This is a genomic window from Streptomyces sp. NPDC088923, assembly GCF_044749745.1.
Taxonomy (GTDB): Bacteria; Actinomycetota; Actinomycetes; order Streptomycetales; family Streptomycetaceae; genus Streptomyces.
In genome coordinates, this window is sequence record NZ_JBIVIO010000002.1 from 252,213 (window position 1) to 277,397 (window position 25,185).

The 25,185-nt window shown below is 71.7% G+C and carries 20 protein-coding genes and 1 tRNA gene; 7 read left to right on the top strand and 14 right to left on the bottom strand.

Annotated features, from left to right (window positions below; all coding sequences use genetic code 11):
- The first annotated feature begins 93 nt into the window (after positions 1-93).
- From ACIP4O_RS12285 to ACIP4O_RS12300, 4 genes are all read left to right on the top strand, one after another.
- Positions 94-855 (top strand): isoprenyl transferase, encoded by a 762-nt coding sequence (locus ACIP4O_RS12285; protein WP_010264684.1) that lies wholly within the window; start codon positions 94-96, stop codon positions 853-855.
- A gap of 523 nt (positions 856-1,378) precedes the next feature.
- A complete protein-coding gene (locus ACIP4O_RS12290) occupies positions 1,379-2,701 on the top strand; it encodes a PhoH family protein (protein ID WP_401574309.1) in 1,323 nt (440 codons plus the stop codon).
- A gap of 469 nt (positions 2,702-3,170) precedes the next feature.
- Positions 3,171-3,911 carry a lytic transglycosylase domain-containing protein gene (locus ACIP4O_RS12295; protein WP_361328267.1) on the top strand — a complete coding sequence of 247 codons (741 nt, stop codon included), beginning with the start codon at positions 3,171-3,173 and terminating at the stop codon, positions 3,909-3,911.
- Between the two features lie 166 nt (positions 3,912-4,077).
- Positions 4,078-5,418: an AI-2E family transporter gene (locus tag ACIP4O_RS12300; protein WP_401574311.1), complete on the top strand. Its 1,341-nt coding sequence runs from the start codon at positions 4,078-4,080 to the stop codon at positions 5,416-5,418.
- Between the two features lie 80 nt (positions 5,419-5,498).
- On the opposite strand, the gene ACIP4O_RS12305 is transcribed toward ACIP4O_RS12300, so the two are convergent.
- Positions 5,499-6,032 (bottom strand): alkyl hydroperoxide reductase, encoded by a 534-nt coding sequence (locus ACIP4O_RS12305; protein ID WP_361328273.1) that lies wholly within the window; start codon positions 6,030-6,032, stop codon positions 5,499-5,501.
- Positions 6,033-6,035: 3 nt separating this feature from the next.
- Entirely contained in the window at positions 6,036-6,590 is a 555-nt protein-coding gene (locus tag ACIP4O_RS12310; protein ID WP_361328276.1) for a peroxiredoxin, read from the bottom strand.
- Positions 6,591-6,947: 357 nt separating this feature from the next.
- On the opposite strand from ACIP4O_RS12310, the gene ACIP4O_RS12315 reads away from it, so the two are divergent.
- Entirely contained in the window at positions 6,948-8,378 is a 1,431-nt protein-coding gene (locus ACIP4O_RS12315; RefSeq protein ID WP_401574935.1) for an LCP family protein, read from the top strand.
- A 128-nt stretch (positions 8,379-8,506) separates the two neighbouring features.
- On the opposite strand, the gene ACIP4O_RS12320 is transcribed toward ACIP4O_RS12315, so the two are convergent.
- The 3 genes from ACIP4O_RS12320 to ACIP4O_RS12330 all read right to left on the bottom strand — a co-directional run bounded on the left by ACIP4O_RS12320 (position 8,507) and on the right by ACIP4O_RS12330 (position 10,476).
- Positions 8,507-8,579 (bottom strand) — tRNA-His (locus ACIP4O_RS12320).
- A 105-nt stretch (positions 8,580-8,684) separates the two neighbouring features.
- Positions 8,685-9,281, bottom strand: a complete 597-nt coding sequence (gene orn, locus ACIP4O_RS12325) for an oligoribonuclease (protein ID WP_401574314.1) — start codon at positions 9,279-9,281, stop codon at positions 8,685-8,687.
- A gap of 10 nt (positions 9,282-9,291) precedes the next feature.
- On the bottom strand, positions 9,292-10,476 hold the full coding sequence (locus ACIP4O_RS12330; protein ID WP_401574316.1) for a helix-turn-helix domain-containing protein: 1,185 nt from the start codon (positions 10,474-10,476) through the stop codon (positions 9,292-9,294).
- 1,172 nt (positions 10,477-11,648) lie between these two features.
- On the opposite strand from ACIP4O_RS12330, the gene ACIP4O_RS12335 reads away from it, so the two are divergent.
- On the top strand, positions 11,649-12,173 hold the full coding sequence (locus tag ACIP4O_RS12335) for a universal stress protein (protein ID WP_007822581.1): 525 nt from the start codon (positions 11,649-11,651) through the stop codon (positions 12,171-12,173).
- Between the two features lie 151 nt (positions 12,174-12,324).
- On the opposite strand, the gene glmS is transcribed toward ACIP4O_RS12335, so the two are convergent.
- The 7 genes from glmS to ACIP4O_RS12370 all read right to left on the bottom strand — a co-directional run bounded on the left by glmS (position 12,325) and on the right by ACIP4O_RS12370 (position 21,956).
- The gene (gene glmS / locus ACIP4O_RS12340; protein WP_401574318.1) at positions 12,325-14,148 is read right to left on the bottom strand and encodes a glutamine--fructose-6-phosphate transaminase (isomerizing); all 1,824 of its coding nucleotides are present in this window, start codon (positions 14,146-14,148) and stop codon (positions 12,325-12,327) included.
- 182 nt (positions 14,149-14,330) lie between these two features.
- A complete protein-coding gene (locus tag ACIP4O_RS12345; protein WP_361328291.1) occupies positions 14,331-14,615 on the bottom strand; it encodes a hypothetical protein in 285 nt (94 codons plus the stop codon).
- Positions 14,616-15,271: 656 nt separating this feature from the next.
- On the bottom strand, positions 15,272-15,718 hold the full coding sequence (locus ACIP4O_RS12350) for a hypothetical protein (protein ID WP_401574321.1): 447 nt from the start codon (positions 15,716-15,718) through the stop codon (positions 15,272-15,274).
- Positions 15,719-15,895: 177 nt separating this feature from the next.
- On the bottom strand, positions 15,896-17,068 hold the full coding sequence (locus ACIP4O_RS12355; protein WP_401574323.1) for an acyl-CoA dehydrogenase family protein: 1,173 nt from the start codon (positions 17,066-17,068) through the stop codon (positions 15,896-15,898).
- 141 nt (positions 17,069-17,209) lie between these two features.
- Positions 17,210-18,151, bottom strand: coding sequence for a hydroxymethylglutaryl-CoA lyase (locus tag ACIP4O_RS12360; protein WP_401574326.1), 942 nt, complete (start codon positions 18,149-18,151; stop codon positions 17,210-17,212).
- Positions 18,148-20,148 (bottom strand): biotin carboxylase N-terminal domain-containing protein, encoded by a 2,001-nt coding sequence (locus tag ACIP4O_RS12365; protein ID WP_401574328.1) that lies wholly within the window; start codon positions 20,146-20,148, stop codon positions 18,148-18,150. Before ACIP4O_RS12365 ends, ACIP4O_RS12360 begins: the two co-directional genes overlap by 4 nt.
- 68 nt (positions 20,149-20,216) lie before the next feature.
- Positions 20,217-21,956, bottom strand: a complete 1,740-nt coding sequence (locus ACIP4O_RS12370; RefSeq protein WP_401574330.1) for a carboxyl transferase domain-containing protein — start codon at positions 21,954-21,956, stop codon at positions 20,217-20,219.
- A gap of 132 nt (positions 21,957-22,088) precedes the next feature.
- Here ACIP4O_RS12370 and ACIP4O_RS12375 point away from each other — a divergent pair, with 132 nt between their 5' ends.
- Positions 22,089-22,676 carry a TetR/AcrR family transcriptional regulator gene (locus ACIP4O_RS12375; RefSeq protein WP_401574332.1) on the top strand — a complete coding sequence of 196 codons (588 nt, stop codon included), beginning with the start codon at positions 22,089-22,091 and terminating at the stop codon, positions 22,674-22,676.
- 70 nt (positions 22,677-22,746) lie between these two features.
- Here the strand turns inward: ACIP4O_RS12375 and ACIP4O_RS12380 are convergent, their stop codons facing one another.
- Positions 22,747-23,487, bottom strand: a complete 741-nt coding sequence (locus tag ACIP4O_RS12380) for a hypothetical protein (protein ID WP_401574334.1) — start codon at positions 23,485-23,487, stop codon at positions 22,747-22,749.
- 43 nt (positions 23,488-23,530) lie between these two features.
- Positions 23,531-25,048, bottom strand: a complete 1,518-nt coding sequence (locus ACIP4O_RS12385) for an MDR family MFS transporter (protein ID WP_401574336.1) — start codon at positions 25,046-25,048, stop codon at positions 23,531-23,533.
- Positions 25,049-25,185 lie beyond the last annotated feature (137 nt).

Consider the following 25,185-nt stretch of genomic DNA (forward strand, 5'->3'; position numbering starts at 1 on the left):
GCCGTGTGACCCGGCGTCGGGGGCCGCCCGCGAACGGCGGTAGGGTGGCGCCTTCCGGAGTGCATTGCCTGCCGCACGGAGGGGCTGACAGACGTGAACATGCGCGACCTCGTGTACCGACTCTACGCACGGCGGGTGCGAGGGCGCCTCGACCACGCGCAGGTCCCCAAGCACATCGGCCTCATCCTCGACGGCAACCGCCGCTGGGCACGCGCCTCGGGCGGCACCACCGCGCAGGGCCACCGGGCGGGCGCCGAGAAGATCGAGGAGTTCCTCGGCTGGTGCGCCGAGACGGACGTCGAGGTCGTGACGCTGTGGATGCTCTCCACGGACAACTTCGACCGCCCCGAGTCCGAACTCGTCCCCCTCCTCGGCATCATCGAGGACTCGGTACGGGCCCTCGCCGCCGACGGCCGCTGGCGCGTCCACCACGTGGGCGCCCTCGACATCCTGCCCGACAACACCCGGACCACTCTCAAGGAGGCCGAGGCCGCGACCTCGGACAACACCGGGATACTGGTCAATGTCGCGGTCGGCTACGGCGGCCGCCAGGAGATCGCCGACGCCGTCCGCTCCCTCCTCCACGACGCCGCCCGCAAGGGCACGAGCTTCGAGGAACTCGCCGAGGCCGTCGACATCGACCTCATCTCCGAGCACCTCTACACGCGCGGCCAGCCCGACCCGGACCTCGTCATCCGCACGAGCGGCGAGCAGCGACTCTCCGGCTTCATGCTCTGGCAGAGCGCCCACTCGGAGTACTACTTCTGCGAGGTCTTCTGGCCGGCCTTCCGCAAGGTCGACTTCCTGCGCGCGATGCGCGACTACGCGGCCCGCCACCGCCGCTACGGAGGCTGAGCGGGCGGAGCGCGAGCCCCGCTACGAGGGGCCGCGCGCCGTACCACGCGGCCTCGCGTGTCCGCTCCCACCGCCCCCGGGTCCGCTCGTACCGCCCCCCACCGCGCGCCCCGGGCGCACCCCGCCGCTCCCCTGCTTCACCCCTCGTTCCCCCACGTGTCGTCAGACGCTCGCGCATGACCGGCTTCCGGTCCGGGAATAGCTCACCCAGGCCGGTATCCGACCCACGGACACCGGATCTCAGCGGGTGGCAGGGTGCCGCCCGCCCGGGAGGGCCCGTGCGCCAGGACGACCGAGCGGTACGTCTTCACCTCACCGGCCCACACGGCCGGACCGCCGGTTCGCGCGGCCGGCCCAACGGCCCGCGCGGCCGAACGGTCGTCCCCCTCGCGCCTGTCGCGGCCTCTCCCGGTCCCCGTTCCCCGGCCGTCCCTCCTCCCCGGACCCCGCACGCCCGCGTGCGCGGTGCGGGGGCGCGCGGGGCGGCCGTTCCCCGTCCTCGTCCGAGGGGGTATGTCTCTCCGTGGTGACCAGCACGCAGCGCCGCAAGCCCGACCGGCGCACCTACGTCATCGACACCAGCGTCCTGCTGGCCGACCCCAACGCCGTGCACCGCTTCGACGAGCACGAGGTCGTGCTCCCCGTCGTCGTGGTCACAGAACTGGAGGCCAAGCGCAACCACCCGGAACTCGGCTACTTCGCCCGCGAGGCCCTGCGCCTCCTGGACGACTACCGGGTGCGCTACGGACGGCTCGACGAGCCGCTCCCGGTCGGCGAGATCGGCGGCACGCTCCGCGTCGAGCTGAATCACTCGGACCCCTCGGTGCTCCCTTCGGGGTACCGCCTCGGCGACAACGACTCGCGCATCCTCGCCGTCGCCCGCAACCTCCAGGCCGAGGGGTACGACGTCACCGTCGTCTCCAAGGACCTGCCGCTGCGCATCAAGGCGTCCTCGGTCGGCCTGCTCGCCGAGGAGTACCGCGCGGAACTCGCCATCACCGACTCCGGCTGGACCGGAATGGCGGAGCTGAGCCTGACCGGGGAACAGGTGGACCAGCTCTTCGACGAGGAGCGGGTCAGCGTCCCCGAGGCCGCCGAACTGCCCGTGCACACGGGGCTCACCATCCAGTCCGAGCGCGGCAAGGCGCTCGGCCGCGTCACACCGGCGGGCGACATCCGCCTCGTACGGGGCGACCGCGAGGTCTTCGGGCTCAAGGGCCGCAGCGCCGAGCAGCGCGTCGCGCTCGATCTGCTCCTCGACCCGGAGGTGGGCATCATCTCGATGGGCGGCCGGGCGGGCACCGGCAAGTCGGCGCTCGCGCTGTGCGCGGGCCTCGAAGCGGTCCTGGAGCGCCGTCAGCACAAGAAGGTCATGGTCTTCCGGCCGCTCTACGCCGTCGGCGGCCAGGAACTCGGCTATCTGCCCGGCAGCGAGTCCGAGAAGATGAACCCGTGGGCGCAGGCGGTCTTCGACACCCTTTCCGCCGTCACCAGCCGGCAGGTCATCGAGGAGGTCGTCTCGCGCGGGATGCTCGAGGTCCTGCCGCTCACCCACATCCGCGGCCGCTCGCTGCACGACGCGTTCGTCATCGTCGACGAGGCCCAGTCGCTCGAACGCAACGTCCTGCTCACCGTCCTCTCCCGGATCGGCGCCAACTCGCGGGTCGTGCTCACCCACGACGTCGCGCAGCGCGACAACCTCCGGGTGGGGCGCTACGACGGGGTCGTGGCCGTCGTGGAGAAGCTGAAGGGGCATCCGCTCTTCGCACACGTGACCCTCACCCGTTCGGAGCGTAGCCAGATCGCCGCTCTTGTGACCGAACTCCTGGAGGACCGAGAGCTGTGAGAGGTACGGGTCAATTCCCGCCCTGAACAGGGAAGTTGACCCGCGCATCCGTGTGATCCCGAGACGCCGCCCGGCAGATGGCCAAGGAGCCTAGCCGGGCGGCGTCGTATCGCGCCGCCTTATCCATCAGAAACGCCACCCAAACGGCGTGTGACCTATCCCACGCAACGGAGAATTGCCTTGCGGCGTCCAGTTCCGGCAGAGTTCTCAGCCGTCAGGCCCCGCACACAGCTTGTGTCTCCCCGGCCCCGGCACCGCACCCGCGTCACGGGTGAGGCACCGGGCCACGCAACTCCATAGAGAAGCTGTGTGCCACCCGTGTCTTACGGGGCGCCCCGCTGTGAGGAAGCAGCCGGGCAGCGCCCCTCGGGTCCGTGCTTCCCGTGACCACGAGCAAGGGGAAGTCAGCGTCAGGGGCACGATCGCGCCCGCGAGGTCACCTAAGCGGGCGACGCTGGAAGGAAACCGTGTGAGCCGGATCTCGGTCCGGGGATTCGCAGTGGCTTCGGCCACCGCGGTCACCACCGTCGGAGCCGTGGTGGGCGTTGCCTCGGGCAGCACCCCCCAGCAGACCTCGAACGACTTCGAGGCGACTGCGGCGGAAGACGCCACCCTCCTCGCGGACATCCCGGCGGGCCAGCAGGCCCGCGTACAGACCGCGACGCTGACCCAGCAGGCCGACGCCCAGGCGGACGCCGCGCAGGCAGGCGCCCGCAAGTCCGCCGAGGAAGCGGCCCGCAAGAGCGCGGCCGAGGCGGCGACCGCCAAGAAGGAAGCGGCGGTCAAGAAGGCCGACGAGGCGAAGAGGAAGGCTGACGAGCTCGCCAAGCAGCGCGCTCAGGAGGCCAAGGAGAAGGAGCAGGCCGCCAGCCGCTCCGCGACCCGCGACGCCTCCTCCTTCACGGTCCAGAGCTCGTACTCGGTCGGCGACGTCCAGGCGATGGCACGCCAGATCGTGCCCGCGGACCAGTTCCAGTGCTTCAGCAACATCGTGAGCCACGAGTCGGGCTGGAACTACCGCGCCACCAACGCGGGCAGCGGCGCCTACGGCCTCGTCCAGGCGCTCCCCGGCTCCAAGATGGCCTCGGCGGGCGCCGACTGGCAGACCAACCCGGCGACCCAGATCAAGTGGGGCCTCAACTACATGGACGGCCGTTACGGCAGCCCGTGCGGTGCCTGGTCCTTCTGGCAGGCCAACAGCTGGTACTAGACCGGCCCGCCGGTACGCCGAGAGGCGCGCCGGTACGCCGACAGGCCCGCCGGTACTCGCACGTACCCCGGAACCCCTCGCCCATCCCGGCGGGGGGTTCCGCCGTGTACGGTCTTTTCCCAGGACCTCGGGGGTGGTCCAGGACTGACGGGGAACAGGGACGTACATGCCGAAGAAGCCGGAGTGGTTCGGGCGCGCGAGCGCGCGGATCACGCACCTGGGGCAGAGACTCGACGAGCGGCGCGCCGCGGCGGACGAACGGGACGAGCCGCGCCCGCCCGAAGCCGTGAGCGTGCCCGCGAGCGAGCCCCCGCCCCCCACCTACCGCCCGCTGCCGCGACCGCGCCCCGAGCCGGCCTCCGCCGTCCCCTGGGGCGTACGCGTCGCCGCCGAGGCGGGCTGGCGGCTCCTCGTGCTCGCCGCGACCGTGTGGGTGCTGATGAAGGTCATCAGCGCCGTCCGCCTCGTGGTGCTCGCCTTCGTGGTCGCCCTGCTGATCAGCGCGCTCCTCCAGCCGCTCGTGGCCCGGCTCACCCGCCACGGCGTCCCGCGCGGCCTCGCGACCGCGCTCACCACCCTCTTCGGCTTCATCATCATGGGGCTCATGGGCTGGTTCGTGGTCTGGCAGATCATGGAGAACGTCGACCAGCTCTCCAGCCAGGTGCAGGACGGCATCGAGGACCTGCGCCGCTGGCTGCTCGACAGCCCCTTCCACGTGACCGAGAAGCAGATCAACGACATCGCGAAGAACCTGCGCGAGGCGATCGGCACCAATACCGATCAGCTCACCTCGGCGGGCATCGAGGGCGTCACCGTCATCGTCGAGATGTTCACGGGGCTGCTCCTCGCCTTCTTCTCCACGATCTTCCTGCTCTACGACGGCGAGAGGATCTGGGGCTGGTTCCTCAAGCTCGTCCCCGCCGCGGCGCGCGAGGGCGTCGCGGGCGCGGGCCCGCGGGCCTGGAACACCCTGACCTCGTACGTGCGCGGGACGGTGGTCGTCGCGCTCATCGACGCGGTCTTCATCGGCATCGGCATCTACTTCCTCGACGTGCCCATGGCGGTCCCGCTCGCCGTGATCATCTTCCTGGCCGCGTTCGTGCCGCTCGTCGGGGCCGTCGTCTCGGGGGCGCTCGCCGTGCTCGTGGCGCTCGTGACGCAGGGGGTGTGGACGGCGATCATCGTGCTCGGCGTCGTCCTGCTCGTGCAGCAGATCGAGGGGCACGTCCTCCAGCCCTTCATCCTCGGGCGGGCGGTACGGGTCCACCCGCTCGCCGTCGTCCTGAGCGTCGCGGCCGGCGGGATGGTCGCCGGGATCGGGGGCGCGGTCGTCGCCGTGCCGCTCGTGGCAGTGCTCAACACCGTCGTGGGCTACCTGCGGCGCTACTCGGCGCGCGTGGACCCGCCGTTGCAGGGCGGGGCGCCGGAGATCGAGAAGGTCAAGGACCCCGGGCCGGGGCCGGGGGCGGTCCCCGAGCCGGAGCCCGCGCCGCGCCCGGCCAACTGAGTCTCGCCCGCACCGGCCGGTACGCGTGAGAGGGCCCCGTGGACATCCACGGGGCCCTCTCACGTACGTACCGCGCGCCCTCAGGCGGAGATGCGCTCCTCGGCGTCGATGGTGACACCGACGGCCTGGAGGACCGAGGCGACCTTGACGGCCTCCTGGATCGTCTCGCGCTCGACGCCGGCCTTGCGGAGCACCTGCTCGTGCGAGTCGAGGCACTGGCCGCAGCCGTTGATGGCGGAGACCGCGAGGCACCACAGCTCGAAGTCGGTCTTCTCCACGCCCGGGTTGCCGATGACGTTCATCCGCAGACCGGCCCGCAGGTTCCCGTACTCGGGGTCCGACAGGAGGTGGCGGGTGCGGTAGAAGACGTTGTTCATCGCCATGATCGCGGCGGCCGACTTGGCGGCCGTGTACGCCTCGGCGGAGAGGTTCGCCTTCGCCTCGGGCTCCAGCTCGGCGAGCACCTTCGGCGAGCGCGAGGCGATCGCGCAGGCCAGCACGGTGCCCCAGAGCTGCTGCGCGGGCAGCGGCGAATTGCCGATGACCGAGCCCAGGTTGAGGCGGAGGTCCTTGGCGTAGTCCGGTATCGCGGACTTCAGTTCGTCGAGGGCCATGGCTCACTCACCGGCCAGGAGCGCGACCGGGTCGAGGGTCTCGTCGCCCTGGCTCCAGTTGCAGGGGCACAGCTCGTCGGTCTGGAGCGCGTCGAGGACCCGCAGGACCTCCTTGGGGTTACGGCCCACGGAACCGGCGGTCACCATGACGAACTGGATCTCGTTGTTGGGGTCGACCACGAAGACGGCGCGCTGCGCGAAGCCGTCCTCGCCCTCGATGCCGAGGTCGCGCATGAGCTCGTGCTTCGAGTCGGCCATCATCGGGAAGGGGAGGTCGGTCAGGTCCGGGTGGTCCTTGCGCCAGGCGTGGTGCACGAACTCCGAGTCGCCGGAGAAGCCGAGGACCTGGGCGTCGCGGTCAGCGAACTCGCCGTTCAGCTTGCCGAAGGCGGCGATCTCGGTCGGGCACACGAAGGTGAAGTCCTTCGGCCACGCGAAGACGACGCGCCACTTGCCCTCATAGGACTTGTGGTTGATCTGCTCGAACTCCTTGCCCTTTTCGAGCGAGACACAAGCAGTGAGGTCGTACGCGGGGAACTGGTCACCGACAGTGAGCACAAAAGCCTCCGATGGTGCGGGGTTGGACAAGGCACAGCGTGCCACACAGCCGATCTAGCAGGGAAATCGATCAGTCGGTTCGTGTCGATAGGTATGCCCGATCAATACTCGATCATTAACGGTCCGTCTCCGAACAGGACCGGAACGTTCCGGTACCACCGTGCGTGCGGGGACTCGAACGAGGGTTCTGTACCCTCAGGTGTCCCGCGCCCGACTCCTCGGGTGCGGGCGGGAGTTGACAGTGCGGTGCGAGGGGGAGACCGGGTGACGGGCGGGCACAGGCAGCGAGCGCGACGGGGAGCGGCCGGACCGGGGAAAGGCAGACGCGCACTGCGCTGGACGGCGGTCACGGCGACCGTGCTCGTGCTCGGCACCGGGGCCGCCGGATACGCGTACTACGAGCACCTCAACGGCAACATCAAGAAGGACGAGCTCAACCTCGGCAAGCACGGCGTCGCGAAGGCCGCGCCCAACGCGGACGGCCAGACGCCGCTGAACATCCTGCTGCTCGGCTCCGACGACCGCAACAGCGCCGGGAACCTCAAGCTCGGCGGAGCGAAGAACGAGGTCGGGCGGGCCGCGCTCGCCGACGTGCAGATGCTCCTGCACGTATCGGCGGACCGGAAGAACATGTCCGTCGTGAGCCTTCCCAGGGACACCATGATCCCGATCCCGGAGTGCACCGACCCGAAGACGAAGCGGACCTACCCGGCCGCGGAGATGGAGATGGCCAACGCCTCGCTGTCGCACGGCGGTCCGGGCTGCTCCGTGGCGACGTGGGAGGCGCTGACCCGTACGCACATCGACCACTTCATGATGGTCGACTTCAGCGGGGTCGTCTCGATGGCCGACGCGATCGGCGGCGTCCCCGTCTGCGTCAAGCAGAACGTGTACTCGCACACCCCCGACGGCCACGGCTCCGGGCTCAGGCTCAAGGCGGGCACGACCTCGGTCAAGGGCGAGCAGGCCCTCCAGTGGCTCCGCACCCGCTACGGCTTCGAGGACGGCACCGACCTCGGCCGCACCCACGCCCAGCACATGTACATGACCTCGATGGTCCGCGAACTCCGCGAGAACGCGACGCTCACCAACCCCGGAAAGATGCGCTCGCTCGCCGAGACCGCGACGAAGGCCCTCACGGTCGACGACCGGCTCGACACGGTGAAGAAGCTCTACGACCTCTCGAACGAGCTCCGCAAGGTCCCGAGCAAGCACATCACCATGACGACCCTGCCGACCGCGCAGTGGTCCGAGGACCACAACCGCCTCGTCCCCAAGCCGGGCGACGCCGAGGCGCTGCTCTCCCTCGTCCGCAAGGACCAGGCACTCGACGGCAGCGGCACCGCGCCCAAGCCCAAGGAGAAGCCCGCGCCCACCCACCCGGCCGACTCGCTCGACATCCAGGTCCTCAACGCCACCGGGGCGGGCGCCGAGGCCCCCGTCCAGGGACGCGCGGGCCAGGTCGTGGAGCGGCTCAAGGCGAAGGGCTACACCGGCGCCGAGATCAACACACAGCTCACCCCGGGCCAGGAGACCGCGGTCCTCTTCCCCGCCTCCGTCCCCAAGGCCGACGCCCAGGCCGCAGGACACGCCCTCGGCATACCCGACGACCTGCTCCGCAAGTCCACCGACGTGCCGCGCATCACGATCCTCGTCGGCACCGACTGGCGCGAGGACACCGCCTACCCCGCCGAGAAGCAGCCGAAGAAGGCCCCGGAGTCGGCCGCGGTGCTCAACGGGGAGGACAAGGGGGCGTGCATGGCGGTGCAGCCGGGGTTCACGTGGTGAGGACGGGCTCGCGGCTCACGCGGTGAGCCGGGGCCGGCCCGTACGGGCGGGGGGCGCCTCGTACCCCGCCCGTACGACGAAGAGGCCCCCCATCCGCGTTTCCGCAGTTGAGGGGCCTCTTCCGAGAGGGTGAGTGACGGGACTTGAACCCGCGGCCACCTGGACCACAACCAGGTGCTCTACCAACTGAGCTACACCCACCATGACCGGCGCTTTTCTGACCGGCCGAGAAAAAGTGTACAGGGTTCTCGGGGGTGCTCGCGCACACCTTTTCCCGGGCGGCCCGGGAGCGCCGGAGAGAGGGGATCAGGAGAGCTGGTACTTGGCCGCCACGGCCCGCGCGGTGTCGGAGTCGGGGCCCGGCTGCGTGACGAAGACGGCCTCGCGGTAGTAGCGCAGCTCCGCGATCGACTCGCGGATGTCGGCGAGGGCGCGGTGGTTGCCCTTCTTCTCCGGAGCGTTGAAGTAGGCCCGCGGGTACCAGCGGCGGGCCAGCTCCTTGATCGAGGAGACGTCGACGATGCGGTAGTGGAGGAAGCCCTCCAGCTCCGCCATGTCGCGCGCGAGGAAGTTGCGGTCGGTGCCGACCGTGTTCCCGCACAGCGGCGCCTTGCGGGGCTCCTTCACGTGCTCCCGTACGTAGGAGAGCACGCGCTCCTCCGCGTCCGCGAGCGTCGTGCCGCCGTCCAGCTCGGCGAGGAGCCCCGAGGAGGTGTGCATGTCGCGCACCACCTCCGGCATCGTCGTGAGCGCCCGCTCGGGCGGGCGGATCACGATGTCCACCCCCTCCCCGAGGATGTTCAGCTCGGAATCGGTGACCAGTGCGGCCACCTCGATGAGCGCGTCGTTCGCCAGCGAGAGACCGGTCATCTCGCAGTCGATCCACACCATGCGATCGTTCATATGTCCCAGCCTACGCGGGACGCTCCCGCTGGCTGGGCAGTACGCCGCGGGCGGGCAGCCCCGCGAAGGCCTCGGCACGTTCCTCGCCCTGGCGCCGCACCTGGGCGGGGACCGCGCTCGGCGCGGGCACCCGCTCCACCGCGAGCGCCGCCGCCGGCTGCTCGGCGCGCTCCTGCTGCGGACGCCGGGCACGGTAGGCGGCCCGGTACGCGGCGGGGGAGGAGCCGAGCTGGCGGCGGAAGTGCCCGCGCAGCGCGACGGGGGAGCGGAAACCGCAGCGCCCGGCGACCTCGTCCACCGAGTAGTCCGAGGTCTCCAGGAGCCGCTGCGCCTGGAGCACCCGCTGGGTGATCAGCCACTGGAGCGGGGCCGAGCCCGTCAGCGAGCGGAACCTGCGGTCGAAGGTGCGGCGGCTCATGTACGCGCGCGCGGCGAGCGTCTCCACGTCGAACTGCTCGTGGAGATGCTCCAGCGCCCAGGCGACGACCTCGGCGAGCGGGTCGGCACCGATCTCCTCAGGTAAAGACCTGTCGAGGTAGCGCTCCTGACCGCCCGTGCGGCGCGGGGGCACGACGAGACGGCGGGCGAGCGCCCCGGCCGCCTCGCTGCCGTGGTCGGAGCGCACGATGTGCAGGCACAGGTCGATCCCGGCCGCCGTACCGGCCGAGGTGAGGACGTCACCGTCGTCGACGAAGAGTTCGCGCGGGTCCACGTGGACCGAGGGGTAGCGCTTGGCGAGCGTCGGGGCGTACATCCAGTGCGTCGTGGCGGGGCGCCCGTCGAGGAGACCGGCGGCGGCCAGCACGAAGGCACCCGTGCACAGGCCGACGATCCGCGCGCCCTCCTCGTGCGCCCGGCGCAGCGCGTCGAGCGCCTCGGCGGGGGGCGGGGCCGTGATGGACCGCCAGGCGGGGACCACGACGGTGCCCGCCCGCGACACGGCCTCCAGACCGTGGGGAGCCGTCAGTTCCAAGCCGCCGGTGGTGCGCAGCGGACCGTCCTCGCCGGCGCACACGAGCAGGCGGTAGCGCGGCACCCCGGCGTCCTGCCGGTCGATGCCGAAGACCGAGAGCGGGATCGAACTCTCGAAGATGGGACCGCCGCTGAAGAGCAGCACCGCGACGATCTCGCGTCGTCTGCGGCCCGAGAGCCTGCGGCCCGGCGCCTCCGGTGCGACAGTGACATCCTGGCTCATGGCGCTAAGCCCCCCTCGGTGTTCGACGCGCCCCGTCCGGACCATCCCCGCGGGCGCGGGGAAGAGACTCCTCGTTCTCGTCGGGCGTTCCGCTCCTGCACCTTGTCCCCTCGGTCCGGCACGAGTCCCCCGCCGTACGACAGTCATGATCGAATCTACTGTGTCCCGCGGTGCTCGCGTGACCTGTTCGCCACCGGCCACTATGTCGACATGGCAACGTGGCGTAAAGCATTCGATCACGAAGCGTTGCACTTGGCGGCCCGGCTGGGAAGTACGCCTCTCGCCGGTGGCCAATCCCCATAGGGTGCGTGGCACCCGCGCGAGGCTTCCCACCCTGCTCGGACGGGGCGTTGGCGGGGGTAAGGGGCACTCGGCCGGTTGACCGATAAGTTGGCTGAAAAGCTACGGGGGCGTGTACGGGCACACCTCACCCCCTCAGGGCGTGCGCCCCCGGGGCGCGCGGCTCCCGTCGCGCTCCCCGCAGCGCGCCGGGCGCCGGGGCGTACTCGTGCGTACGGGCCTCGTACCTCGTCAGATGAGCGGCTCGCCGCTCAACCTGACGGAGCATCAACTGACGGTGAGACGCGGAGCCGCACGTCCGAGCACCACTCCGGCTCTGTCGCCCGCGCGTGACCCGCGGGTGAGCGGGACCACCGGAAACAGGACGCCGCCGAACGCCGGCCGGTGCGCGACGGCGCCCCCTCGCGCTACGGCTGCCCGACACGGAGCACCCCTCCCGTACGCCGGGGCGCGCGCCCGCCTCGCCCACGCGCCACCGCGCCCACCTTCACGCCCCCGCGACCCTTCCGCGCCCGCCCCCACGTCCCCTCCCTGCCCGCGCCCGCCCCGCATCCCCGCCGCCGGTCCACGCGCCGCCCCGGTTCGCGAACGTGGCACGCGCCACCGGCCATTGCCAGAGGGGGCAGGACTCGGGCATGCTCCCTGGAACGCGTCGGCGGACCGCTTCGGGCGGGCCCTTCGGGGAGGAGTGAGGCCGTACCCTTGGGGGTATGCGCTGGGGAAGGCGATTCCCGGACAGTCGCACGGTCCGGTGGTCGTGCCGCTCCCTGTTCCTCCCCGTGCGCCGCTTTCCCCGCATTTCCCCCTGATTCGTCTTCCCTGATTCCTTCTTCCGTCTTCCTTGTCACGAGGACTCACTCGCCGAGACACCGATGGCCGGTCACGAATTCCCCGAACCAGCGGACCGCAAGCGGCCCACCGCCGAAACGGCGGCCGATCCCCTCGCGCTGGAGGAAAACCGCCCGTCCTGCGATCCGGCCTTCCGGCACGGCGTCGTGGTCGGCTTCGACGGTTCCACCTCCAGTGAACGGGCCCTCTCCTACGCCGTGGGGCTCGCGCTGCGCGCCGCCTCCGCGCTGATCATCGTCCACGTGGCCAACCGGCTGCCCACCACCGTGTGGGCGGGCTGCGAGCCACCCGTCTTCGTCGACGTCCCCGACCACCGCACCGAGGTCCTCGGCCTGGAGCTGGCCTGCGCCGACTTCCTCTCCGAGGTGCCCTGGGTCCTGGTGGAGCGGGGTGGCGACATCTGCCACGAACTGGAGGAGGTGGGCAAGGAGTACGAGGCGGACGCCATCGTCGTCGGTACGACCCACGGCGTCGTGGGCCGGATCTTCGGCTCCGTCTCGGGCCGCCTCGCCCGCCGCGCCCAGCGTCCGGTGATCGTCATCCCCTGAGCGGGACGCGACTCGGGACTACGGCAGGGGCGCCCCACGGCCTGGGGCGCCCCTCGCTCGTACGACTCGTGCTCCTCGTAGCTCGTACGACTCGTGCTCCTCGTACGAGCGAACCTCGTAGCCGCGCCCGCGCTGGAGCGAGCGCCGCCGACTACTCCACCGTCACCGACTTCGCGAGGTTGCGCGGCTTGTCGATGTCGCGGCCCATCGCGAGGGCCGTGTGGTAGGCGAAGAGCTGGAGCGGGATGCCCATGAGGATCGGGTCGAGCTCGTCCTCGTTCTTCGGCACGACGTAGGTGTCGTCGGCCTTCTCCTGCTTCTGGTGGGCGACGGCGAGGACGCGGCCCGCGCGGGCCTTGATCTCCTCGATCGCGGCCCGGTTCTTCTCCAGGAGATCGTCGTCGGGGACGATCGCGACGGTCGGCAGGGCGGGCTCGATGAGGGCGAGCGGGCCGTGCTTCAGCTCCGAGGCGGGGTACGCCTCGGCGTGCACGTAACTGACCTCCTTGAGCTTGAGGCTCGCCTCGCGCGCCACCGGGTAGCCGCGCACGCGCCCGATGAACATCATCGAGCGGGCGCCCGCGTACGCCTTTGCCAGCTCCTTGACCTCGTCCTCGCGCTCCAGGATCTCGACGATCTGCCCGGGCAGCCGCCGCAGTCCTTCCAGGAGCCGCTTGCCGTCCGCCACGGAGAGGTCGCGGATGCGGCCCAGGTGCAGGGCGAGCAGCGCGAAGGCGACGGTCGTGTTGGTGAAGCACTTCGTCGAGACGACGCAGACCTCGGGGCCGGCGTGCACGTAGATCCCGCCGTCCGTCTCGCGGGCGATCGCGGAGCCCACGACGTTGACGAAACCGAGCACCTTCGCGCCCTTGCGCTTCAGCTCCTGCACGGCCGCGAGCACGTCGTAGGTCTCGCCGGACTGCGAGACGGCGATGTAGAGCGTCTCCGGGTCGACGACGGGATTGCGGTAGCGGAACTCGCTCGCGGGCTCGGCGTCGGCGGGGATGCGGGCGATCTCCTCGATGAGCTGCGCGCCGATCTGCCCGGCGTGGTACGAGGTGCCGCAGCCGAGGATCTTGATGCGGCGCACGGTGCGGGCGTCGCGCGCGTCGAGGTTGAGCCCGTCGAGGCGCACGGTCGAGAAGCGCTCGTCGATCCGGCCGCGCAGCACGCGGTCGACGGCCTCGGCCTGCTCGCTCATCTCCTTGTGCATGTACGTGTCGTGGCCGCCCATGTCGTACGACTCGGCCTCCCACTCCACCGTGGTCGTCTCGGGGTTCGTGCGCGAGCCCTCGGTGGTGTAGGTGCGGAAGTCGTCGGCGGTGAGGGTCGCCATCTCACCGTCGTCGAGCGTGACGATCTGGCGCGTGTGGGCGACGAGGGCGGCGACGTCGGAGGCGACGAACATCTCCTTGTCGCCGATGCCGAGCACGACGGGGGAGCCGTTGCGGGCGACGACGATGCGCTCGGGGAAGTCGGCGTGCAGCACCGCGATGCCGTACGTGCCCTCGATCTGGCCGAGCGCGGCGCGGACCCTGTCCTCCAGGGTCTCGTGCGGGGCGCGGGCGATGAGGTGGGTGAGGACCTCGGTGTCGGTCTCGGAGGCGAAGACGACGCCGTCGGCGGTGAGGCGGGCGCGCAGTTCGTCGGCGTTGTCGATGATGCCGTTGTGCACGACGGCGACCTGCTCGGCCGGGTCGAGGTGGGGGTGCGCGTTGTGGTCGCTGGGGGCGCCGTGGGTGGCCCAGCGGGTGTGCGCGATGCCGGTCGTCCCGGCGAAGCGCTTGGGGATGCGCGCCTCCAGATCGCGGACGCGGCCCTTGCCCTTGGCGAGCTTGAGGCCGGGGGTCTTCGCCTTCGGGCTGGTGATCACGACACCGGCCGAGTCGTACCCCCGGTACTCCAGTCGCTGGAGCCCTTCGAGCAGGAGCGGGGCGACGTCGCGCCGGCCTACGTATCCCACGATTCCGCACATTTTGCTTCCGCCCCTTGTGTTGTCGCTGGTTCTGGCTGGTGGGTGGGTGGGTTCGCGGCTGCCGGGTATCCGGCCGCCGGGGTTTCCGGCCGCCGGGTTCGCGGCTGCCGGGCTCTCGGCTGTGGGGTATCCGGCTGCCGGGCTCGCGGCTGCCGGGTTCGCGGCTGTCGGGTGCCGCGTTCTCAGCCGTAGACGATGCGCCGCAGCTGCCGCAGGGACAGCTGGGGCGGGGCCACCGCGCGGTGCGGCAGCTCCTCGGAGATCCGCTCGAAGATCGCCGGGTTGGTCAGGCCCTTGGCCTGGAGTTCCCGGTGCCGTCTGCGCACCCATTCCTCGGTGGTCTCGTCGTAGAACGCCAGGACGTCCATCACCACGCGGTGGGCCTCGCCACGGCTCAGCGGGGTGCTTCGCGTGAGGTGGTCGAGCAGCTCGTCGAGGGGGTCGGGATCGGTCCGGCGTTCTTGCACCCGTCGATATTGGGGGAGGGGAGGGGGGTTTCGCAAGAAATCTGCCCGATATCGGGCAGGGGGGGTGGCGGCTCTCTTGGGTGGCCCCCTTCCTGCCCGGTTTTGGCCTCCTGGGCAGCCCCCTCCCTCCCTGGGGGTGGTCCTCGGGGTGGACCCTCCCTGGGGGTGGGGGTCGTCGGGGCGGCGCCCTCCCCCCCGGTGGTGGCTCCCCTGGGCGGCGCTCTCCCCCCGGTGGTGGCTCCCCTGGGCGGCGCCCTCCCTCTCCGGTGGTGGCGCACTGGGCGGCCCCCTCTCCCTTTCCAGGGGGTGGCCCGCTGGGCGGCTTCCTCCGTGGGGGTGCCCTGGACAGCCCCCTCCCTCCCTGGGGGGCGACCCCTATACCAGGATGTCAAACCCCCACCCTCCGTAACGCCACCCCAGCCCCCCGTGCCCAAATCTGTGGATAACTTCGCCGAAGTCGCGAATCGGCTCACTCCGGAGAGTGAGCCGATTCCTCGCGCGCACCAGTTTTTCCACAGGCTGCGGCCCGCCCGCCGTCGCTCAGCGACTGCCGACCAGCGCGGCCACCTGCCGCTCAGCGTCGACTGTCGGCCAGCGCGGCCATCTGTCGCTCAGCGACTGCCGGCCGGCGCGGCCGTCGCCGGCCCTCCCCCCCGTCAGTGGCGGCTCTTGCTCACGCCGCCGCTGCGGCTGCGGCTGCGGCTGCCACTCCCACTGCGACTCCGGCTCTTGCTCGTGCCGTTCTTGTAGCTCTTGTGGTTCTTGTAGCTCTTGTGGTCGTCGTCCGAGTACGACGAGGACGAGCCGTTCGACGACCTCTTGCAGTCGTCGTCCTTCGGTGTGAACTTCAGCCGGGCGCCCGGCTCGGAGGAGCTCGCCTTGCTGTAGTCCTTCTGCTTCACCTCGTACCAGCGGCCGTCCTGGCTCGACTTGCCGTTGACGTTGTCGAGCTGCACGCAGTAGAACGAGGAGGGGGTGTTCGTGGTCTGCACGAGAGTCCCCTTCACCGCCTTCTGTCCTCCGCCGCCGCACGCCGTGAGCGAGAGGCTGAGCGCGAGGCCGAGACAAGCGGCGGCGACCGTGGTGCGGCGTCCGGTGTGCATGGAGATCCCCCCGGGTAACGGACGCCGCCCCCTGCGACGCCTCTCCAGTAAGTCCGCTCCGCACCCCCGGGCGGTTCCCGCACGGGCGTACGGAGCGGAACCTTGGAACTTTACCCGAAGGGCGGTGACGGACCCACGGCGGGCCCCGCCGCGTGCGAACGTGGCCCCCGCGCCCCCTCACGCCGCTGTAGGCAACCCCAACTCCCGGGCGATCAGCATGCGTTGCACCTCGCTGGTTCCCTCGCCGATCTCCAGGATCTTCGCGTCCCGCCACATGCGCGCGACCGGGTACTCGTTCATGAAGCCGTAGCCGCCGTGCACCTGCGTCGCGTCCCGCGCGTTGTCCACGGCGATCGTCGACGAGTACAGCTTCGCGAGCGCCGCCTCCTTCTTGAACGGTTCGCCGTGCACGAGCCTGCTCGCCGCGTCCCGCCACGACAACCGCGCCGTGTGCGCCCGCAGTTCCATGTCGGCGATCTTGAACTGGAGGGCCTGATTGGCCCCGATGGGCTTCCCGAAGGCGTGCCGCTCCTTCGCGTACGTGACCGACTCGTCGACGCAGCCCTGCGCGAGCCCCGTCGCGAGCGCCGCGATAGCGACCCGCCCCTCGTCGAGGATGCGGAGGAACTGCGCGTACCCGCGCCCGAGTTCACCGAGCAGATTGGCGGCCGGGACCCTTACGTCCTGGAAGGACAGCTCCCGCGTGTCCGAGGCGTTCCAGCCGACCTTCGAGTACGGGGCGGCCACCGTGAAGCCCGGGGTCCCCGAGGGCACGATGATCGAGGAGATGCGCGGGCGGCCGTCGTCCTTGCGCCCGGTCACGGCCGTCACCGTCACCAAACCCGTGATGTCCGTACCGGAGTTGGTGATGAAGCACTTCGAGCCGTTGATGACCCACTCGTTCGTCGCCTCGTCGAGCACCGCCGTCGTACGGGTGCCGCCCGCGTCCGAACCCGCGCCCGGCTCGGTGAGGCCGAAGGCACCGAGGAGCTCGCCCGAACACAGGCGCGGCAGCCACTCGCGCTTCTGCTCCTCGGTGCCGAAGAGGTGGATCGGCATGGCGCCGAGCGAGACGCCTGCCTCCAGCGTGATCGCCACCGAGGAGTCCACGCGCGCGAGTTCTTCGAGCGCGAGGCCGAGCGCGAGGTAGTCGCCGCCCATCCCGCCGTACTCCTCGGGGAACGGCAGCCCGAAGAGCCCCATCCGGCCCATCTCGCGCACGATCTCGTACGGGAACTCGTGCCGCTCGTAGTAGTCGCCGATCTTCGGCGCGACGACGTCGTGAGCGAACTCCTCGACAGTACTGCGCAGTTGCTCGTGCTCCTCGGTGAGCCTGTGGTCCAGGGGCATGGGGGTCACTCCTCGGTACGGGTGAGCGGGGGCGCGCCCCGGGGTGCCGGGACGCGGGGGAGGTGGAGGCCGTCGCCGGTCGGGCGACGGGCCGGAGACGGGGACGAGGACGGAAACGGGGACGGGGACGTACGTACGGGGTCAGGAACCGGCCAGTGCGCGGACCGTGCGGGACGGGGACGGGCGGCCCAGGTGTCCCGCCATCCACGTACTCGTCTCCACGAGCGCGTCCAGGTCGACGCCGGTCTCGATACCGAGGCCGCGCAGCATCCACACGAGGTCCTCGGTCGCGAGGTTCCCCGTCGCGCTGCGCGCGAAGGGGCAGCCGCCGAGCCCGCCGGCCGAGGCGTCGACCGTGGTCACGCCCCCGCGCAGCGCCTCCAGGGTGTTCGCGAGAGCCTGCCCGTACGTGTCGTGGAAGTGCACGCCGAGCGTCGCGAGCGGCACGCCCGCTTCCGTGAGGCCGCTGAGCAGGGCCCGTACGTGCCCGGCCGTCGCGACGCCGATCGTGTCGCCGAGGCTCAGTTCGTCGCAGCCCATCGCTTCGAGCGCCTTCGCGACCCTGACGACCCGCTCGACCGGCACCGGGCCCTCCCACGGGTCGCCGAAGCACATCGAGAGGTAGCCGCGCACGTGCGCCCCGGCGGCCTTCGCCTCCGCGACGACCGGCGCGAAGACCGCGAGGGACTCGTCCACGGTGCGGTTCAGGTTCGCCTTCGCGAAGCTCTCCGTGACGCTCGCGAAGATCGCCACGCGGTCCGCGCCGAGCGCGAGCGCGCGCTCCAGGCCGCGCGCGTTCGGTACGAGGACGGGCAGCCGCACGCCCTGCTTCCGCAGGTCCGCGAGACGCGGGAAAAGCTCCTCGGCGTCGGCGAGTTGGGGCACCCACTTGGGGTGTACGAAGCTCGTGGCCTCGATCGTCGTGAGCCCCGCGGCAGCGAGCCGGTGCGCGAACTCGGCCTTCACGTCGACGGGTACGGTGCTCTTCTCGTTCTGGAGCCCGTCGCGCGCGCCGACCTCGTGGATACGGACGCGGGAGGGGAGCCCGTCGAGCGCGACCGTCATCGGGAGTCCCGTGCTCATCGCGCCACCTCGGTCAACGGCTCGACGACGGCGAGGACTTCGTCCATCGCCACGGTGCTGCCCTGCCGCACCGCGATCCGGGTCACCGTGCCGTCGTGCGGCGCGGTGATGACGTGCTCCATCTTCATCGCCTCCACGACGAGCACCCCGTCACCCGCCCGTACCGTGTCGCCCTCCTGGGCCTTGACGACCGTGACCGTGCCGGGCATCGGCGCCGTGAGCGAGCCCGTGCCGCCCGCGCCTCCGGCCGCGCGCAGCGCGGCGGCGACCGGGTCGTGGTCGCGCACCTCCCACGCGTCCCCGTCGCGCCCGAGCCAGTCCCCGGCCCGTACGAAGCGGAGCCGCCGCCCCACCGCCGTGACCGTCACGGCCTCCTCGCTCACCTCGGCGTCCGCGGGGACGGTCCGCTCGACCGGCTCATGGCCCGGGACCCGCAGCGGTACGCGCAAGGGGGCCGGGGTCCCGCCGAGCCGCCAGCCGTCCCCGGCGGCGAAGGGATCGCGCCACCCCGGCCCCTCGCCCCCCGCCGTGACGGCCGCGCGACGCACCGCCGCTGCCGCCGCGTACACCTCGCGCGGCACCTCGGGCTCCACGAAGGCGGCCGCCTCGCGTTCCACGAGCCCCGTGTCCAACTCGCCTGCCACCACCTGCGGATGAGCGAGCAGGCGGCGCAGGAAACCCGCGTTCGTCGGCACGCCGAGCGTCACCGTACGGGCGAGCGCGCCGCGCAGGCGGCGCAGGGCCGTGTCCCGGTCCGGGCCGTACGCGACGATCTTCGCGAGCATCGGGTCGTACGCGCTGCCGACCTCGACGCCCTCGCTGAGCCCCGAATCGACCCGTACACCCGGCCCCTCCGGTTCCTCAAGGCGCAGCACCGTGCCGCCGCTCGGCAGGAACGCCGGTGCTTCGTCGATGAGTTGCACCGACTCGGCGCAGATCCGCGCCTCGACCGCGTGCCCGTCGAGCCGTACGTCCTCCTGCGTGAGCGGGAGGCGCTCCCCGGCCGCGACCCTGATCTGCCACTCGACGAGGTCGAGTCCCGTCACCAACTCGGTGACAGGGTGCTCGACTTGGAGACGCGTGTTCATCTCCATGAAGTAATACGCCTCGGGCGCGGTGCCCGCCGGAGCGTCCGGGTCGGGGCCCGGGACGATGAACTCGACCGTGCCCGCGCCCTCGTAGCCGCAGGACCTGGCCGCGCGGACCGCCGCCTCGCCCATCGCCGTGCGCGTCGCCTCGTCCAGCAGGACCGAGGGCGCCTCCTCGATGAGCTTCTGGTGGCGGCGCTGGAGCGAGCACTCGCGCTCGCCGAGGTGGATGACGTTGCCGTGCCGGTCGGCGAAGACCTGGATCTCGATGTGCCGGGGGCGCTGCACCCACCGTTCGACCAGGAGCGTGTCGTCGCCGAACGAGGAGCGGGCCTCGCGGCGCGCCGCCGCGATCTCCTCGGCGAGCAGCGCCTCGTCCCGGACCAGGCGCATCCCCTTGCCGCCGCCGCCCGCCGAGGGCTTGAGCAGCACCGGCATCCCGATCTGCCGTGCCGCGTCCGCGAGTTCCTCGTCGTCGAGGCCGCTGCCGCTGGACCCGGGCACGACGGGGACGCCCGCCCCTTCGACCGTCTCCTTGGCGCGGATCTTGTCGCCCATGAGGTCCACGGCGTCCGCCGGGGGGCCGATGAAGACGAGGCCCGCGTCCGCGCAGGCGCGCGCGAAGGCCGCGTTCTCCGCCAGGAAGCCGTAGCCGGGGTGGACCGCCTGGGCGCCCGTGCGCCGGGCCGCCTCCAGGAGTGCGGGCACCGAGAGGTAGCTCTCGGTCGCCGGCGCGGGGCCGATGCGGACGGCCTCGTCGGCCTCCCGTACGTGCCGGGCGCGGGCGTCCGCGTCGCTGTAGACCGCGACGGAGCGGATGCCGAGGGCGCGCAGGGTGCGGATGACGCGGACGGCGATCTCGCCGCGGTTGGCGATGAGGACGGTGTCGAACAGAGCGGTTCCTGGCATGGCCACCTTCGAAGTCGCCTTTGACGTCGGGGGAGTTGAGTTCTGCACGGGGGGACGCGACACCGGGATCACATCCGGAAGACGCCGAAACGCGGTTCGGGTAGGGGTGCGTGGGCGCAGGCGGTGAGCGCGAGGCCGAGGACGCGGCGCGTGTCGAGCGGGTCGATCACGCCGTCGTCCCACAGGCGGGCGGTCGCGTAGTAGGCGTCGCCCTGCTTCTCGTACTGCTGCCTGACCGGCGCCTTGAAGCGCTCCTCGTCGTCGGCGGGCCACTCCTCGCCGCGTGCCTCCAACTGGTCGCGTTTGACGGTCGCGAGGACGGAGGCGGCCTGTTCGCCGCCCATGACGGAGATCTTCGCGTTGGGCCACATCCACAGGAAGCGGGGCCCGTAGGCGCGCCCGCACATCGAGTAGTTGCCCGCTCCGTACGAGCCGCCGACGACGACCGTCAGCTTCGGTACGCGCGTCGTCGCGACCGCCGTGACCATCTTCGCCCCGTGCTTCGCGATGCCGCCCGCCTCGTAGGCGCGGCCGACCATGAAGCCGGAGATGTTCTGGAGGAAGAGCAGCGGGATGCCGCGCTGGTCGCACAACTCGATGAAGTGCGCGCCCTTCTGGGCGGATTCGGAGAAGAGGATGCCGTTGTTGGCGACGATGCCGACCGGGTGGCCGTGGATGTGCGCGAAGCCCGTCACGAGCGTTTGCCCGTACTCGGCCTTGAACTCCTGGAAGCGCGAGCCGTCCACGATCCGCGCGATGACCTCGCGCACGTCGTACGGGGTGCGCGAGTCGGCGGGGACCGCCCCGTACAGACCCGCCGGATCGACCGCGGGTTCCTCGGACTCCCTTACCGCCCAGGGGAGTTCCTTGCGCTCGGGCAGCGTCGCGACGATGTTCCGCACGATCCGCAGCGCGTGCGCGTCGTCCTCGGCGAGGTGGTCCGTGACGCCGGAGACGCGGCTGTGGACCTCGCCACCGCCCAGTTCCTCGGCCGTCACGACCTCGCCCGTCGCCGCCTTCACGAGCGGCGGGCCGCCGAGGAAGATCGTGCCCTGCTCGCGCACGATGACGGCCTCGTCGCTCATCGCAGGGACGTACGCGCCCCCGGCCGTGCACGAGCCCATCACCGAGGCGATCTGCGGAATCCCGGCCGCCGACATGCGCGCCTGGTTGTAGAAGATCCGCCCGAAGTGCTCGCGGTCGGGGAAGACTTCGTCCTGCATCGGCAGGAAAGCGCCACCGGAGTCCACGAGATACACGCACGGCAGGCGGTTCTCCAGGGCGACCTCCTGGGCGCGCAGGTGCTTCTTGACGGTCATCGGGTAGTACGTACCGCCCTTGACCGTCGCGTCGTTGGCGACGACGACGCTCAACCGGCCGGAGATCATGCCGAGTCCGGCGACCACCCCCGCGGCGGGCGCGGCCCCCTCGTACAGCCCCTCGGCGGCGAGCGGCGCCAGCTCCAGGAACGGCGAACCGGGGTCGAGGAGTCCGTCGACCCGGTCGCGCGGGAGCATCTTGCCGCGCGAGACGTGCCGCTCGCGGGCGCGCTCGCCGCCGCCGAGCCGGGCCCGCTCCAGGCGCGAGCGCAACTCGTCGGCGAGCTTCGCGTGCGCCGCCTCGTTGGCGCGCCACGCCTCGGAGGCGGGATCGGCGGCGGTGGCGAGGACCGGGGCGAGCCGCGCCCCGGCCGCGGGGCGGACGCCGGAGGGGGCGGCCTCGGGGCCGGGGGAGGGGGTGTGCTGGTGGTGCGGGGCCGTGCCGCCCGTGCTGCCGCCGCCGCCCGTCGCCGTCATCTGGTCCGCCATGCGGTCGATCCCCTCGCCGGCCGGGCTCCGTCGCCCGGCGGTCGCTGAACGTATGAGTGAGCGTGTTAGTGAGCGTTAACGTCTGCCGTTCAGGTTAACGAGCGCTAACGACCTTGTCTAGAATGGCTTCCCATGAGCACCAGCCCCGCCAGCGCAGACGCGCCGACGAGACGCGTCCAGATCCTCCGGGAGGCGGCCCGCCTCTTCGCCGCGCGCGGCTTCCACGGGGTCGGGGTGGACGAGATAGGCGCGGCCGTGGGCATCAGCGGCCCCGGCCTCTACCGCCATTTCGCGGGCAAGGACGCGATGCTCGCCGAGCTGCTCGTCGGCATCAGCGAGCGCCTGCTCACCGGCGGCCGCGCGCGCCTCGCCGCGGCGGAGGGGCCTCCGGGAGCGGTGCTCGACTCGCTGCTCGCCGGACACATCGCCTTCGCCCTCGACGACCGCGCCCTGATCGTCCTCCACGACCGCGAGCTCGACCGCCTCCGCCCCGAGGACCGCCGCCGGGTGCGCCGCCTCCAGCGCGAGTACGTCGAACTCTGGGTGGACACCCTCCGCAAGGCCCGCCCCGCGACGGACGAACCCACGGCCCGCGCGACGGTCCACGCGGTCTTCGGCCTCCTCAACTCGACCCCCCACCAGGTGACGGACGGCATCGGACGGGCGGAGCTGGAGGACCTGCTGCTACGGCTGGCGCGGGGGGCGTTCGGGGCGGTGTGAGGGGCGTTCGCGGCGGTGTGAGGGACACGTGCGGTTCGCGGCGGTGATCAGCCCCGCTGCCGGCCGCTGGTCACCGGGGCCGGGGTGCCGCCAGGACATCGGACACGCGGAACGACCGCCCGCACGTCGGGCACTCCGCCTCGCCGCAGACGTACGTGAGCGCGCGGGCCACGTCCGGGTGGCCGTCGGCGAGCGCGTAGCCGTGCAGACGGGCGCCGGGCCCGGTGCCGGGGACGGCCGGGCGCAGGGGCACGCGTCGCACGTCGTCCTCGGCGAGCGCGTAGTCCTCGGCCGTGGTGAAGTGCCCCCGCTCTCCGAGGACCACCCACACCTCGCCGCACCCGTCCGGGCCCGGGCACTCGATCTCGTACTCCTCGTTCAGGAGCCCGCCGATCAGCTCCTCGGCGTACGGAGCGCCTCCCTCCACGCCCAGCAGCGCCTCCAGGACCACGCAGTACGTGCCGCTTCCCACGACCGCCTGCCGTGAGCGGTGCGCGGCGGCGAGCAGACGCGCGACCTCGAGGGCGTACGCCTCCCTGAGCCGGCCAGGCTCGGGGCAACCGTCGTCGCGTACGAGCAGCGCCCCCGCGAGGGAGAGCGCCTCCACCGTTCCCTCCTCGGCCATCGCGGTGAGGGCGGGCAGCACGAGAGGGTGGGCCGGGTCGAGCGTGCCGTTGTGGAACAGCTCGGTCCACAGCCCGCTCCAGGCCCGGCCGTCGCCGTGGGCCGCCGCGTCGAGCAGAGCGGAGAGACGCGGGGTGCCGGTGCCGGCGGTAAGGGGGGACTCGTGGGCGGAGTGGATGTCGGGCACGGGGCCATCCCAGCAGACGCCGTCGCCGCCTCGCACCCCGCCCTCACACCGCCTCCGTCACCCCTTCGCCGCTCCCCGCCACCGGCTTCGCCGGTTCCTTGCCGCGCAGGGGGACCTCCTCGATCGCCAGGGCCGCGAGGAAGGCGGCCACGCCCACGCAGGCTCCCACCAGGAAGATCAAGTGCGTGGCGTGGGCCACGTGTTCGGCGTAGACCGGGCCCTTCGCGGGGCCGCCCCGGACGCTCGACGTGAAGAGCGAGGCGAAGATCGCCAGGCCCAGGGAGCCGCCCAGCGTGCGGAAGAGGTTGGTCGCGGCCGAGGCCGCGCCGAGGTCGCGCGTCTCGACGGAGTTCTGCGCGATCGTGTTCGACATCTGCATCGCGAAACCGCTGCCGATGCCCAGGAAGATCATGGACACCGTCGTGAAGGAGTGGGGCGTGTCCGTTCCGGCCGCCGACAGCAGGCCCATGCCCGCGATCATGCTCGCCGCGCCCACGACCGGGAAGAGCTTGTAACGCCCCGTCGCCGACATGACCTTGCCCGCGACGGTCGTCGCGACGAGCGTCGCGATCATCATCGGGAGCAGCAACAGGCCGGAGTGCGAGGCCGAGGCGCCCTGCACCACCTGCTGGTAGAGCGGGAGATAGAGCGTCGCCCCGAACAGGGCCATGCCCGTGAACGTCAACAGCACGGCGGAGAGCGGGAAGTTGCGGTGGCCCGTGTAGACGCGCGGTGGCATGAGCGGGTCCGCGACGCGGCGTTCGGTCGCGATGAAGCCCACGAGGAGCGCGACAGCGAGCACGCCGAGGCCGATGATCTGCCACGAAGCCCACGCGTACGTGCTCCCCGCCCACGTCGCCGCCATCACGAAGGCCGAGATGGCCCCGCTGAGCAGCACGATCCCGGCCCAGTCGATCCGTACCGCGCCCTGCCGCTCGCGCGCCGGCAGGTGCAGCAGCAGCCCGCACCACGCGAGGCACACCAGGCCGACGGGCACGTTCACGTAGAACGCCCAGCGCCAGCCGAGGTGCCCCGTCACGAAGCCGCCGACGAGCGGCCCGCCGAGCTGCCCGACCGCCATCACGGCGGCCGTCAGGCCCTGGTACCTGCCGCGTTCGCGTGGCGGTACGAGCGCGCCGATCAGCGCGAACGCCCCCGCGCCCATGCCGCCCGCCCCGAGCCCCTGCGCGACGCGGAAGGCGATGAGCGCGTTCATCGACGGCGCGAGCCCGCACGCCACCGAGGTCGCGAGGAAGAGCGCGACCGAGAGGAGGAAGACGCGCTTGCGGTCGAAGAGGTCGCCGAGCTTGCCCCAGACGGGAGTCGAGCACGCCGTCGCGAGCGTGTAGCCGGTGACCACCCACGACATGCGGTCCAGCCCGCCGAGGTCCTTCACGACGGTCGGCATCGCGGTGCCCACGATCAGGCCGTCCAGCATCGACAGGAGCAGGGCGAGGAGGACGCCGAGCAGGACCCAGCGGACGGGGACGCTTCGGCGGGCGGTCGCGGGGGCGGTGTCGGGGGCGGCAGGAGAGGGGTCCTGGCGCGGGGTGTCGGCCATGACGTCCCCCTTTCTCGTTCTCGGGCAGGGGAGTGGCGGCGGAACGGGGCCTGCCGCGTCACCAGCGTAACGAACGCGTTCGTAACGAACAAGTTCGCCGCGTTCCGTCGGCATGCGGCTCCGGGTCCCGCACCCCC

Excerpts from the sequence above, each read along its gene's own strand:
- ACIP4O_RS12300 (WP_401574311.1), top strand. The coding sequence starts at position 4,078 with ATGCCGAAGAAGCCGGAGTGGTTCGGGCGCGCGAGCGCGCGGATCACG.
- ACIP4O_RS12305 (WP_361328273.1), bottom strand. The coding sequence starts at position 6,032 with ATGGCCCTCGACGAACTGAAGTCCGCGATACCGGACTACGCCAAGGAC.
- orn (WP_401574314.1), bottom strand. The coding sequence starts at position 9,281 with ATGAACGATCGCATGGTGTGGATCGACTGCGAGATGACCGGTCTCTCG.
- ACIP4O_RS12330 (WP_401574316.1), bottom strand. The coding sequence starts at position 10,476 with ATGAGCCAGGATGTCACTGTCGCACCGGAGGCGCCGGGCCGCAGGCTC.
- ACIP4O_RS12335 (WP_007822581.1), top strand. The coding sequence starts at position 11,649 with ATGGCCGGTCACGAATTCCCCGAACCAGCGGACCGCAAGCGGCCCACC.
- glmS (WP_401574318.1), bottom strand. The coding sequence starts at position 14,148 with ATGTGCGGAATCGTGGGATACGTAGGCCGGCGCGACGTCGCCCCGCTC.
- ACIP4O_RS12350 (WP_401574321.1), bottom strand. The coding sequence starts at position 15,718 with ATGCACACCGGACGCCGCACCACGGTCGCCGCCGCTTGTCTCGGCCTC.
- ACIP4O_RS12355 (WP_401574323.1), bottom strand. The coding sequence starts at position 17,068 with ATGCCCCTGGACCACAGGCTCACCGAGGAGCACGAGCAACTGCGCAGT.
- ACIP4O_RS12360 (WP_401574326.1), bottom strand. The coding sequence starts at position 18,151 with ATGAGCACGGGACTCCCGATGACGGTCGCGCTCGACGGGCTCCCCTCC.
- ACIP4O_RS12365 (WP_401574328.1), bottom strand. The coding sequence starts at position 20,148 with ATGCCAGGAACCGCTCTGTTCGACACCGTCCTCATCGCCAACCGCGGC.
- ACIP4O_RS12370 (WP_401574330.1), bottom strand. The coding sequence starts at position 21,956 with ATGGCGGACCAGATGACGGCGACGGGCGGCGGCGGCAGCACGGGCGGC.
- ACIP4O_RS12375 (WP_401574332.1), top strand. The coding sequence starts at position 22,089 with ATGAGCACCAGCCCCGCCAGCGCAGACGCGCCGACGAGACGCGTCCAG.
- ACIP4O_RS12385 (WP_401574336.1), bottom strand. The coding sequence starts at position 25,048 with ATGGCCGACACCCCGCGCCAGGACCCCTCTCCTGCCGCCCCCGACACC.